This is a genomic window from Penaeicola halotolerans (assembly GCF_016464625.1).
Classification (GTDB): Bacteria; Bacteroidota; Bacteroidia; order Cytophagales; family Cyclobacteriaceae; genus Penaeicola; species Penaeicola halotolerans.
This window is the reverse complement of record NZ_JAEAGO010000001.1, coordinates 370,490-383,335: the sequence shown is the minus strand read 5'-3', so window position 1 is coordinate 383,335 and position 12,846 is coordinate 370,490. Positions and strand designations below refer to the sequence as shown.

At 39.7% G+C, this 12,846-nt stretch carries 13 protein-coding genes; 9 read left to right on the top strand and 4 right to left on the bottom strand.

Annotated features, from left to right (window positions below; translation table 11 throughout):
* Positions 1-5: 5 nt before the first annotated feature.
* The 3 genes from tamL to I5349_RS01690 are packed head-to-tail and all read left to right on the top strand — an operon-like array spanning position 6 to position 3,895.
* On the top strand, positions 6-2,405 hold the full coding sequence (tamL, locus tag I5349_RS01700) for a translocation and assembly module lipoprotein TamL (RefSeq protein ID WP_498366191.1): 2,400 nt from the start codon (positions 6-8) through the stop codon (positions 2,403-2,405).
* Positions 2,406-2,429: 24 nt separating this feature from the next.
* Complete coding sequence (hemF, locus tag I5349_RS01695; RefSeq protein ID WP_226388993.1) at positions 2,430-3,332, top strand: oxygen-dependent coproporphyrinogen oxidase; 903 nt, start codon at positions 2,430-2,432, stop codon at positions 3,330-3,332.
* Positions 3,329-3,895, top strand: a complete 567-nt coding sequence (locus I5349_RS01690; RefSeq protein ID WP_226388992.1) for a phosphatase PAP2 family protein — start codon at positions 3,329-3,331, stop codon at positions 3,893-3,895. Before hemF ends, I5349_RS01690 begins: the two co-directional genes overlap by 4 nt.
* A 2-nt stretch (positions 3,896-3,897) precedes the next feature.
* Here I5349_RS01690 and I5349_RS01685 read toward each other — a convergent pair whose 3' ends face one another.
* Entirely contained in the window at positions 3,898-4,491 is a 594-nt protein-coding gene (locus I5349_RS01685; protein WP_226388991.1) for a riboflavin synthase, read from the bottom strand.
* A 129-nt stretch (positions 4,492-4,620) separates the two neighbouring features.
* On the opposite strand from I5349_RS01685, the gene I5349_RS01680 reads away from it, so the two are divergent.
* From I5349_RS01680 to I5349_RS01670, 3 genes are all read left to right on the top strand, one after another.
* Complete coding sequence (locus I5349_RS01680; protein WP_226388990.1) at positions 4,621-5,274, top strand: protein-L-isoaspartate(D-aspartate) O-methyltransferase; 654 nt, start codon at positions 4,621-4,623, stop codon at positions 5,272-5,274.
* 81 nt (positions 5,275-5,355) lie between these two features.
* The gene (locus tag I5349_RS01675; protein WP_226388989.1) at positions 5,356-5,886 is read left to right on the top strand and encodes an acyl-CoA thioesterase; all 531 of its coding nucleotides are present in this window, start codon (positions 5,356-5,358) and stop codon (positions 5,884-5,886) included.
* 22 nt (positions 5,887-5,908) lie between these two features.
* A complete protein-coding gene (locus I5349_RS01670) occupies positions 5,909-6,574 on the top strand; it encodes a hypothetical protein (RefSeq protein WP_226388988.1) in 666 nt (221 codons plus the stop codon).
* On the opposite strand, the gene I5349_RS01665 is transcribed toward I5349_RS01670, so the two are convergent.
* From I5349_RS01665 to I5349_RS01655, 3 genes are all read right to left on the bottom strand, one after another.
* Positions 6,571-8,415, bottom strand: a complete 1,845-nt coding sequence (locus I5349_RS01665; RefSeq protein ID WP_226388987.1) for a PAS domain S-box protein — start codon at positions 8,413-8,415, stop codon at positions 6,571-6,573. The genes I5349_RS01670 and I5349_RS01665 overlap by 4 nt on opposite strands.
* Positions 8,416-8,567: 152 nt before the next feature.
* Entirely contained in the window at positions 8,568-9,995 is a 1,428-nt protein-coding gene (gene pyk, locus I5349_RS01660; RefSeq protein WP_226388986.1) for a pyruvate kinase, read from the bottom strand.
* 8 nt (positions 9,996-10,003) lie between these two features.
* The gene (locus I5349_RS01655; protein ID WP_226388985.1) at positions 10,004-10,432 is read right to left on the bottom strand and encodes an IPExxxVDY family protein; all 429 of its coding nucleotides are present in this window, start codon (positions 10,430-10,432) and stop codon (positions 10,004-10,006) included.
* Between the two features lie 154 nt (positions 10,433-10,586).
* Here I5349_RS01655 and I5349_RS01650 point away from each other — a divergent pair, with 154 nt between their 5' ends.
* Genes I5349_RS01650 through rnc form a run of 3 tightly spaced genes read left to right on the top strand, consistent with a single transcriptional unit; the run spans position 10,587 to position 12,840 of the window.
* Positions 10,587-10,823 carry an acyl carrier protein gene (locus I5349_RS01650; RefSeq protein WP_226388984.1) on the top strand — a complete coding sequence of 79 codons (237 nt, stop codon included), beginning with the start codon at positions 10,587-10,589 and terminating at the stop codon, positions 10,821-10,823.
* 25 nt (positions 10,824-10,848) lie between these two features.
* Entirely contained in the window at positions 10,849-12,096 is a 1,248-nt protein-coding gene (gene fabF, locus I5349_RS01645) for a beta-ketoacyl-ACP synthase II (protein WP_226388983.1), read from the top strand.
* 3 nt (positions 12,097-12,099) lie between these two features.
* The gene (rnc, locus tag I5349_RS01640; protein ID WP_226388982.1) at positions 12,100-12,840 is read left to right on the top strand and encodes a ribonuclease III; all 741 of its coding nucleotides are present in this window, start codon (positions 12,100-12,102) and stop codon (positions 12,838-12,840) included.
* Positions 12,841-12,846 lie beyond the last annotated feature (6 nt).

Genomic DNA, 12,846 nt, shown 5'->3' with positions numbered 1-12,846 from the left:
CGTCTGTGTTCAAATCCAAATATATACATAAGTCTTTAGTTTTACTTTTTCTGCTATGCAGTTGCTCTGTGACGAGACAACTAAAAGATGGGCAATATCAACTAGACGAAGTCAATATTGAAGGCCTAGAAAAGACTAAGAAGTATGAACTTGAGGAGCTTCTACAACAAGAGCCTAACACCAAATTTCCCCTCATTAATTTTTATCCTTATGTCAAACTCTACAACTTCGGAGAATCACTATACGATAGTGTGGCATTAGAAAAAAAGAAAGTAAGCATCAATGAAAAATTTGATGAAAAAGTAGCCGAAGCAGAGAAGAGTCGCAAAAAGGAAAAGCTAGAAGGTAGAAGAACACTCAAGCTCAATCAACTCAATAAAAAGATCGAGCGAGGCAATCAGTTTATGCGATGGGGGCGTCCACTGACTATTTATGACAGTCTGATCACCCAGCAGACCGCACAGCAGATGGAGGTCTATCTCTACAATAATGGCTTTTTTGAAAGTAAAGTGGACTTTGAAACATCACGAGACAAAAAGAAAATTTTTCTTACTTACGAAGTTTCAGAAGGGCCGCTCTATGTCATAGATACTTTCTTTGTCAAAAGTGATGATGAAAAAATATATAAACTACTGGAAGAAAACGAATCAGATAGACTCATCATCCAAGGAGCTAGGTATAGTCAAGATCGACTCTCTCAGGAGCGCAATCGTGTAGAAGAACTTTTACTCAATAATGGCTATTTTGATTTTAGCAAACAGTACATAGAGTATACAGTCTTTTTTGATTCAGTGCAGAAAAGTATGGATGTTGAAATGTTGATCAAAAAACCTGCTGATACTGAAAATCACATCCTTTACCGAATTGATTCAATTAATTTCTTCATCGAACCAGCATTAGAAAATGTCCCTTACAATCGGGTCAATAAAGTCTATAATAAAACCAATTACTCTCTGTACAAGGACAGCTACTCTACCAAAGTACTTGACTCTAGGATATTCATCAAGAAAAACGATCTCTATAACCAAGAAGATCGCCTGCAGACACAGCGGCAACTTGCCAATATGGACATGTTTCGCTTTGTTAATATCCAGTATGAGCGAGATGGAGATCAGTTGATTACCAATATTTTCACGAGACCACTAGATAAGTACTCACTATCTAATGAAGGTGGGGTCAATATCACAGAAGGTCTACCAGGACCATTTTACAGTTTGTCACTGAGAAATAGAAACATCTTCAAAGGCTTAGAGATATTTGAATTCAACTTTAGATTTGGTTTTGAAGGAGTAGCTGCTGTGACCGAACTGGGTGGAGTCTATCGTAGCCAAGAGATCTCCACAAATGCGGCCTTGATTTTCCCTCAATTTTTGGTGCCCTTCAAAAATGAAAACTTTGGTAGATATAACCCTAGAACTAGGCTGAGTTTTGGGGTCAACTATGTCAATAGACCAGAATACATCCGTCAAGGTGTTAATGGACTTCTTGCCTATAATTGGAATACTCCAGATAATAAAATTGCCTTTACTGTCAATGCTGTAGATCTAAACGTCATCGACTCTAGGATCACATCAGAGGCATTTCAAAACACATTAGATGAATTGGCACAAGGTGGCAATAACCTCTTTTTATCTTTCACACCGTCTTTTGTAAGCTCGGTATCAGGACAGGCTATCATAGATTTCAATGGGTATAGTACCCTACAAAAGCAGTCCTCTATGCTACGACTACTCGCAGAGAGTGGAGGTACCACACAAAACTTAGTGGACCCTAACGATATTTTTCCGAATACAAATCTGACCTACTTCAGGTTTTTAAAGTTTCAAACAGACTTTAGACACTTTTTGCCAATAGATAAGTATCATAAGCTGGCCTTTAGACTAAATCTAGGTGTAGCTAGCCCCTATGGTGATGTCAATGCTCTTCCCTATGAAAAATATTTCTTCACGGGAGGTAGTTCGAGTATCAGGGCATGGCAACCTAGGAGATTAGGCCCTGGATCATACTCCAGACTCAATGATGACGGTACGGTCAACTATGCCTTTGAGCAACCAGGAGAGATCTTGATGGAAGCTACTTTAGAGATTAGAAGAAAAATAGTAGGTTTCATCGATGGAGCGCTATTCTTTGATGCAGGTAATGTCTGGACGATCAGCGAAGATACACAGCGGCCGGGAGCTAATTTTGAAGCCAATAGGTTCTATAAAGAGATCGCTCTAGGATCGGGACTTGGACTTAGGCTAGACTTTGACTTTCTCATCATCCGACTGGATGCTGGGATTAAGCTACACGAGCCAGGACTACCTGAGGGAGAGCGTTGGGTGATTGATCAGATTTCATGGAGAAGGCCATTTGGCCGATCTGGTCAGACGATTCTCAATTTCGGTATTGGATATCCATTTTAACATAGCGATATATAATAATTTATCATGAGTAGATTGACTAAAGAGGAAATAGCAGAACAGTTTAAAGCCATACAAGACCATATCTGTCGAGAGTTGGAGGCAGAAGATTCTATAGCTAAGTTTCAAGAAGATGCTTGGCAAAGACCTGGTGGCGGAGGTGGAAGAACACGCGTCATAGAAAATGGTAAAATAATAGAGAAAGGTGGTGTCAACTTCTCAGCTGTATATGGCCCCACTCCAGAAAATATTTTGAGAGCACTTAAGTTGGAGCAGGCGGACTTTTATGCTACTGGAGTATCTATAGTGATGCATCCTCAAAGTCCAATGGTACCGATCATCCATATGAATATCCGCTATTTTGAGATGAGCAATGGCACATATTGGTTTGGTGGAGGGATAGACCTTACCCCACACTATATCGATGAAGCCGATGCGAGACACTTTCACCAGCAGGTCAAAAATGTCTGCGACAAGCACCATGCGGACTACTATCCGAAATTCAAAACTTGGGCGGATGACTACTTTTACCTCAAACACCGCAAAGAAACTAGAGGCGTAGGTGGTATCTTCTTTGATAGACTAATGGAAAGCGATGAAATGAGTTTTGATCAAATCTTTGCTTTTGTAAAAGACGTAGGCATGCTCTTCGCTCCTACCTATCGCTACTTTATGAACAAAAACAGTAAGATCCCCTATGGTGAAAATGAAAAAAGCTGGCAGTATCATCGCAGAGGACGCTATGTGGAGTTTAATCTAGTCTGGGACAAAGGCACTAAATTTGGGTTGGATACGGATGGCCGTACGGAGTCTATCCTGATGAGTCTACCTCCTCAAGCTCACTGGACTTATGCCCATCAAGTAAAAGATAACAGTCCAGAAGCTAAAACACTTTCCTTATTGAAAAAAGACATCAACTGGTTGGCATGATAGAGCAGTTAATAGAATGGGATGTAGCACTTTTTCTTTGGCTCAATGGCAAACATGCTGATTGGCTAGATCCAATCATGTCTGTGATCAGCGGACGTATAGAGTGGGTACCTTTTTACCTTCTCCTCATCTACTTGATGTATCGTCAGTTTGGCAAAAATACATTGTGGCTCTTAGTGGGAGTAGGAGTAGTGATATTGATAGCGGATCAGACAGCGAGTGGCATCATGAAGCCATACTTTGAGCGCTTCAGACCTTGTCAAGACCCTGATATCAGCCACCTCGTACATACTTACAAAAGATGCGGAGGTAAATATGGCTTCGCCTCATCACATGCCTCCAATACCTTTGGCTTAGCGACCTTTATCTTTTTGATGTTTCGAGAAAAAAAATGGGCCAAATGGATGTTTCTTTGGGCGGCCATCGTCTCTTATAGCAGGATATACCTAGGAGTACACTTCCCTGCAGACATCATCGTAGGAGCACTCATTGGAGTGATTGCAGGATATATAGGCTACTTGGTGACTAGGAAGCTCATGCTTAAAAAGAACCTCAACTTTTAGGCCTACTCACTGTAGCCACGCGTGATTCGCTGGATATACTTGCCTATAATATCAAACTCTAAGTTTACGATATCTCCTATTTTCAATTGATGAAAGTTGGTATGTTCATAAGTATAGGGAATGATCGCTACTCTGAAAGCACCCTTTTTAGAAGCAAAGCAAGTCAGACTCGTACCATTGATGGTGATCGATCCTTTCTCTACAGTGATATTTCCTTTATCAGGATCATAGCTAAAATCAAATAACCAGCTACCATCTTGCTCTTGAATATTGGTGACTGTTCCCGTTTGATCTACATGGCCTTGGACAATGTGCCCATCAAATCTCCCATTAGCTGGCATGCAACGCTCTATATTGACTTTGGAACCCACCAGCCAAGACCCTAGACTTGTCTTCTGCAAAGTCTCATCGATAGCTGTCACGACATATTCATCACCATTGATCTGTACTACTGTCAAACAGACGCCATTATGTGCCACTGATTGATCTATTTTTAACTCATGGGTAATAGATGACTTTATGGTAAAATGCACATTAGTGCCTTCCCTTTTTATTGCTTTGACTTCCCCTAAGGTTTCTATGATTCCTGTAAACATGACTTGAATGGTTCCTTTTATTAAGCAACCAAATTAAAGGAAAAATAGCTTCAAGTCTGCACATATTTTTCATTCATTGATTGAGTCCCCTACCTTATTCCTTTATATTCGCTTTCAGATTAAATTTCCATGGCACTCACTGATTCATATAGACACAAAGGCATGCGCAAAGCACTTGTCCGCTTACTTTCGGAAAAAGGCATTCAAAGCACTGAAGTGCTCAAAGCTATCGATACCCTGCCAAGACATTTCTTTTTTGAAAGCGCACTATTGGAACATGCTTATGAGGACAAAGCTTTTCCCATCGGAGAAGGTCAGACGATCTCACAACCATATACCGTGGCATTTCAGTCACAACTCCTGCAAGTCAAGCCAGGAGACAAAATACTAGAAATCGGCACTGGATCTGGCTATCAAGCTGCTATATTGATGTTACTGGGCGCTCAAGTTTATACCATAGAATATCAGAAAGTACTTTTTGAGCGAACGCGGAAATTTCTACCTAGCCTAGGCTTCAAAGCTAATTTCTTCCAAGGTGATGGTTCCTTGGGTTTGGCTAAGTATGCCCCATATGACAAAATCATCGTCACCGCTGGTGCACCAGTAGTTCCTAAGGCACTTTTGCAACAGCTTAAAGTTGGCGGAATATTGGTCATCCCAGTTGGGGATAAAAAGAAACAACAGATGCTAAGACTCACTAAGAAAACAGAAAAAACCATCGAAAAAGAGGTCTTCGATAACTTTGCTTTTGTACCTCTCCTTGGAACTGATGGTTGGAAGTAATCAAAATATAATTTGATATATTTAAAAATAGTTTATATTTTTATCTGAATAAATTTTTATATTTGAATCAAACGAAATTTTATGCCAGCTAAGATCAAAACCCCAAAAGAGTCGAAAGTCGTCATGACAGAGCTAGTGTTACCCAATGACACTAACCCACTAAACAACCTCATGGGAGGAAGACTTATGCACTGGATGGATGTAGTAGCAGCTATCGCTGCTCAGCGTCACTCTAATCGCATCGTAGTCACTGCCTCTGCAGACAGCATTTCATTTAATCATCCCATTTCATTAGGAAATGTAGTGACACTCGAAGCTCAAGTAACGCGATCTTTCAACTCTAGCATGGAAGTTTACATAGAGGTATGGGCTGAAGATATCCCTGCTAATAAAAAAGCGAAAACTCACCGTGCATTTTTCACTTTCGTAGCTGTAGATCAGAATGGTAGACCAATAGAGGTGCCTGAACTCAAACCAGAGACCGCAGATGAGAAAGAACTCTATGAAAGTGCGCTAAGAAGAAGACAACTAAGATTAGTATTAGCTCAACGTATGAAACCTGAAGACGCCAAAGAACTAAAATCCATATTCAAATTAGACGAAAAGGCTTAAATCTTTTATACCTTTCCAATGAATGACGACTAGCTTGGTAATATCATCTACCCTAGTCGTTTTTTCTTGCCTATGTATTGCCAAAAATGTATTTTTGATCATGGATGAAAATGCGCTAGAGCAAGCACTCTTTTTGGCTAACTTTATAGATACACCGATCTACCTAGATCCCGTATCTGACACTCAACCTGAACCTAGGATAGAGTCTAAGCCAACTCAAAAAGCTATTGAAAAAGAGAGTACTCCAATTGCTGAGGCTGCTCCACTTGCTAAAGAAAAAACTACTCCTAGTCCATATCCATCACTCAGTTACAAAGGGCAAAATCAAAGAGGTCTATTAGTAGTATTTGAGACACCCCAAGGGCAAAAACTACCAAAAGCTCAAGCAGACTTGATGTTAAACATCCTCAAGGCCATTAATTATTCTCTAATGGAAGATGCTGCATTTATCAATATTGGTGCTCAGAGGCACATCCCTAATCTCTGGGAGCAGATTTTAGAACTGCCACATGAGAAGATGTTGATCTTTGGCATCAAAGAAAGGGCGCTTGGCTCTGATAAATCTAAATATGATGAAGAGTATTATTTTGAAGGTAAAACTTACATTCTTTCTCATAGCTTTGATGAACTAGAGCAAAATGTTGCTTATAAAAAATCTCTTTGGGCTACTCTAAAAAAGGTCTTTTAGCTGAGACTGTCTTCATTGATTTGTGAGCTCTTTTTAACGATCTCTTTGATGACATTGTCTAGTTCTTTACTAGATTGTATCAGATGAAGTAGCATCTCTTCTCGTTCTTCTGCACTCGCATGAAACTTGATGTAATCAGCCAACCCTAGAATCCTCGCTAAAGGAGCTCTAACAGCATGAGATTGCATCCAAGCTATTTCTTTGAGTTTGGTATTTTGCTCTTCTATCGCTTGGATGTAGCGTATGCGCTCTGTCACATTTCGCGCTATTCCTTGTATTTGATTATCTTTGAGTACTTTGGCACTGATCTCTAAAGTAAGCACCTCACCAGACTTTGCTTTTATTTTTCTTGTACTGATGATCTGCTCGCCCTGTTTTAAACTTTGAAAAGGCTGCTGCTCCATAGCATCATCTTCTTTGATAAAAAATTCGTCTATTGATTTACCTATTACATCTGACTTATCATAGCCCGACATCTCCAAACCACTCGCATTTATATCAAGTATGATCCCCTGATCATCAATTAGAAATATACCATCTGAAGCCTGCTCTACCAGTTCTCTGTAGCGCAATTCGCTTTGCTTCAATTGATCAGAGGCTTGCTTTTCTTGTGTGACATCCCTTACGATGACTAGAACTTCCTCTAATCCACATTTGACATATCTAGCCTCAAAATCTCGCTTGCCTGTAGGATAATCCAAAGAATATTCATGCTCTACCAACTGAGAGCCTTTGAGTGCTTCTTCTAATTTACCTTGAACTTCTTGCATATAAGTATCCGGCATGACATCCTCAATTTTCTTTCCTAAAAATTCCTCAGGCTTTCTAAGTGTACTCATTCCTTGAGGTTTATGATAATCTAGGAAAACGCCATTTTTATCAAGAATAAAAAGTAAATCAGGAAGTGCCTTGAGGATGGCTGCATTTTTTTGATTGGTCTTAGAGATTTCCTTAGCCTGAGATTTAACCATCTTTTCCAGTTCATATGGCTTTTTGAGCACATTGGTAACGGAAATACCAGAGACCACTGAGAGAATGAGACTCATCAAGCCAAGAAAGTAAACACCAAAAATAGCATTACTCATTTTAGATTTATAGATGGTCAGATTCCAACTCCCCTCTGGAAAAAAAGTAGTTCTTGAGACATTTTTTTCATACTCTGATCTCTGGGGTAAAAAATACTCTAGTTCACCAGTGTTTGGATTAACCTTAGAAAACTGGTAGTAATAAGGAGACTCTGTAGAAATATCCATCCCTGAAAGCCTAACGAGTGTCTCTAGTCTAATGACCACAGCCGAAAATCCCCAAAACTCTGCATCAATAAATATAGGAATTCTACCCACTATGCCGGTACCTCCTTGCTTGAGTTCGTATGGACCAGAAAAGACGATTTGCCTTTTCTCTATTGCCTCGTATGCTTCTCTATTTCTGAGCGTATCAGATAGGATATCATATCCTATGATTGGTTCATTACCTGCTAATGGATAAACGTACTGTATGACCCCATCAGGCACTAGTTGGACAGCATCGAGGTAGGTATTATTATCAATAATCTGCGCTGCATACTCATCTATATTGGGAGAGATTCCGTCAGAAGAGACCCCCATGGCTAAAGTAAAAGCCGCTGATTGACTATAGTCAAGTGACTGTCTGATGTTTTGGGTGACGACAGTCATGAGGTTTTCTAAGTCTTCCTCTTCATTTTTAGACAAAAGTTGATAACTCAAAAGTGTCAAAAACACTCCAGAGCCAAGAACCACCAGAAAAACTAGAAAGCCATACTGCGAAGGTTTATTAAAAAACCTATTTCTGAAAATTGGCTCTTGCTGAAATCTATCCATTACTCATTATTCAACTTTGCCAGATATTCTCCTGAATGATCACAAAGTACAAAATATTAAGTATCAAAAGTAATTAGAGCTGATAAATAATATTTGGATAAAATCTATTCCAAAAAAAGAGGAGTCTCATCGACTCCCCTTTAGCTATTTTTTTAATCTACTATATGTACCTTTAACATATTAGTTCGCTTTTTAGCTTCTATAGGCATACTCGCTGTATTGATGATCACATCGCCCTTTTTGACTTCGTGATTTACTTTGAGTGTGTCTTGTATATCTTGGAAGGTATGATCAGTGGATGACATTTTATCATAATACACCCCTTTGACACCCCATACCAAATTCAACTTATTCAACAAACGCTTGCTTGGTGTGAAAATAAATATTTTACACTTCGGTCTATGCGAGGCGATTCTAAATGCTGTAAACCCAGACATGGTATTTCCTACAATAGCTTTTGCATTAGTAGTTCTCGTCAAACGACAAGCTGACTGAACCACTGAATTATTGAGGAATGTAGGATGCGTAGGATCCATATCTCTATGCTTATAGTAAATATCTGCATTGGCCTCTATGTATTGGATGATCTTGACCATGCTTTGTACAGTCTCTACAGGAAACTTACCAGCAGCTGTCTCAGCACTAAGCATCACAGCATCAGCACCATCTAGCACAGAGTTGCCGACATCATTCGTTTCTGCTCTAGTCGGTCTGGCATTTTCGATCATGCTCTCCATCATTTGAGTAGCGATGATCACTGGCTTAGCTGCCTCTATACACTTCTGCACCATCATCTTCTGGAGAAGCGGCACTTGCTCCATAGGCACTTCTACCCCTAAGTCTCCTCTAGCTACCATGATCGCGTCTGTAGCTTCGATGATGCTATCTATATTTCTGATTGCTTCAGGCTTTTCTATCTTAGCTATGATTCTACAGTCCTTTCCAGATCGTTTGATTCGCTCACGGAGATCAGTGATATCTTCAGCTCTTCTTACAAAAGAGAGCGCTATCCAGTCTACTTCTTGTTCTAGACCAAAAGCTAAATCTTCAATATCCTTATCTGTCAGAGACGGTGCAGATACATTCGCTGTTGGCAGGTTGATGCCTTTTTTAGATTTCAAAATACCCCCATGCTTGATCGTACAAGTTACTTCCACACCCTGTACATGATCTACGATCAACTCTAGTTTACCATCATCGATGAGGATTCTATCGCCTTTGACCACATCTTTTGGCAAACCTTCATAGACAGTACTTACTTTCTTAGCATTGCCTATCATAGTTTCAGAAGTGATGATGATCTGATCTCCATCATGTATCTCTACGCCATTATTTTCTACTTCACCGATTCTGATCTTTGGTCCTTGGAGATCTTGGAGAATACTCACACTCGTACCGAGCTCTTCATTTAGCTCTCTGATATATTTGATCACTTGTGCGTGACCATCATGACTTCCATGTGAAAAATTAAGTCTGAACACATCTGCTCCTGCATGAATTAGCTTACTAAGCATTTCCTTGTTGTTACATGCAGGGCCTACCGTGGCCACTATTTTGGTTCTTTTGTCAATAAAACTCATAATTAGGTTTAATAAGTTAATAGGTTTTCTTTAGACTTTACTTTGTCAATATCTATTTTGACGACACTTTGTATTTCATTGTTTGAAGCTAAAATTTGAACAATCTCCGCGATATCTATAGTCTCCGTCTCATCCTGTATCAATAGGAAAAAGTCAAACTGCCTCAGCTCAGGTAGCAAATAATCTACTCTACTATCTGGAGCAAAGGATCTATTTTTTAGCAATTGAATAAAACCATAATGCTTGCGTTCGATAAAATTTGAAATGATCAAACTTCTGTTGTCAGTGAGTTCAAGGATAATATCTTTTTGTTTCACTAGACCACTTTTAAGCACCTGATTGAGAGACCACGCTAATTTATATTCTCTTGCAGGCGAGATGATTCCAATCAAGTCAAAGTTGTACTCATACTCGATGAGAAGCTTATTCTTCTTCATGTAGGAAGAATTAAAATCAAATTCAAATGTAAAAAATTTATTTGATCAAAGCCTTCGTTAGTGAAGATTCTCTTATCAAGTTTCAAAAAATTGTTTGACATTATTGATCGAAATGTATTTCTTTGCGGAGTGTTTAATCTAAAACCTTTATAAAATGTCTGATATCGCACAAAGAGTAAAAGCTATCATCGTTGACAAACTTGGCGTTGAGGAGTCTGAAGTAGTAGCAGAAGCGAGCTTCACAAATGATCTAGGAGCTGACTCACTTGACACAGTGGAATTGATCATGGAATTCGAAAAAGAATTCAATATCTCTATCCCAGACGACCAAGCTGAACAAATCGGAACAGTAGGTCAGGCTATCTCTTATCTAGAAGCCAACGTAAAATAAATTCTTACTCACTTAAAATTCATTTATGAATTTGAAAAGAGTTGTAGTAACAGGTATAGGCGCACTCACACCGATTGGTAACAATGTCGAAGAATATTGGCAGGGTTTGACAAATGGTGTGAGTGGTGCTGCACCTATTACTAAGTTTGACGCATCACTCTTCAAGACGCAGTTCGCTTGTGAATTGAAAAATTTCGATATAGAATCTCACATCGATAAAAAAGAAGCCCGAAAAATGGATCCTTTCACTCAGTATGCGATGATCGCTACGGATGAAGCCATGTTAGATTCGGGTTTGGATTTAGAAAAAATCAACCTCAATAGAGCTGGGGTGATCTGGGGCTCTGGTATCGGAGGCCTCAAGACATTCCAAGATGAAGTCATGTACTTCGCTCAGGGTGATGGAACACCACGTTTCAACCCCTTCTTTATACCAAAAATGATCGCTGATATCAGCACTGGGTATATTTCTATTAAGTATGGCTTCAAAGGCCCTAACTTCGTGACTGTATCTGCCTGTGCCTCTGGCACCAATGCTATCATTGATGCTTTCAACTACATACGTCTTGGTAAAATGGACGTGACTATCTGTGGTGGCTCTGAAGCTGCTGTGACCCAAGCGGGTATCGGTGGATTCAATGCAATGAAAGCACTCTCACAAAGAAATGACTCTCCTGAAACAGCTTCGAGACCATTTGATAAAGACCGTGAAGGCTTCGTCTTAGGTGAAGGTGCAGGAGCCCTTATACTAGAAGAATACGAGCATGCTAAGGCTAGAGGTGCTAAAATCTACGCAGAAGTCGTAGGTGGTGGTATGTCAGCTGACGCACACCATATCACAGCCCCACATCCTGAAGGAGAAGGTGCTACCAATGTGATGAAATCAGCCTTAGAAGATGCCAATATGAAGCCTGAAGACATTGATTATATCAATGTGCACGGAACTTCAACGCCTCTAGGTGATATCAGTGAGGTCAAGGCTATCCAAAAAGTCTTTGGCGATCATGCCTACAAGCTAAATATCAGTTCGACCAAATCGATGACTGGTCACTTGCTCGGAGCAGCAGGAGCCATAGAAGCGATCGCTGGTATACTAGCCATCAAACACCAAGAAGTCCCTCCTACTATCAATCACTTTACTGATGATGAGGAGTTTGACAATAAATTGAACTTTACTTTCAATAAGCCTCAAAAGAGGGCAGTCAATGCAATTTTAAGTAATACGTTTGGTTTTGGTGGACATAACTGCTCTATAATCCTCAAAAAGATATAATACGTGCGGTTACTCCGTAGCATTAGATTTCAAAGTTTATTTTATAGCAAAGAAGACAGAAGGCTTGCTACTTCGATCAAAAGGATCGTGGGTGGCAGGCCTTTTAACTTGGCTCCATACCGACTAGCCATGCAGCATGCTTCCGTAGCCAAGGAGTTTAGCAATGGAGTAAAAGACTCCAATGAAAGACTTGAATACCTAGGAGATGCCGTATTGGGAGCAGTAGTGGCAGAATATCTTTTCAAAAAATACCCCTTCAAAGATGAAGGCTTTCTCACAGAAACCCGCTCTAGAATCGTCAATAGAGAGTCGCTTAATCAAGTAGGCATCAAGATCGGTCTTAGTAAAATCCTCTCTTATGATAGCAATAGTCGTGGAAACTACGGCCACAAATCTATTCATGGAGATACTTTAGAAGCATTGATTGGCGCGGTATACATTGATAGAGGCTTTTCTTTCTGTAAAAAGTTTATCATCAACCGACTCCTTTCTAATCATTTTGACTTACACGAAATAGTCAATACCACCGTCAACTATAAAAGTAAAATCATTGAGTGGGCTCAAAAAGAAAATCAAAGAGCTAACTTTGAGATAGTAGATGTGGTATATTTTAAACATACTAAAGAGTTTAAAGCACAGCTACTTTTAGATGATGTGTTTATCTCAGAAGGCAAAGGGCCTAACAAGAAAAAGGCTGAGCAAGAAGCTGCTAAAATCGCTTGCGAGAAATTAAACATTGTCTGAGATTCT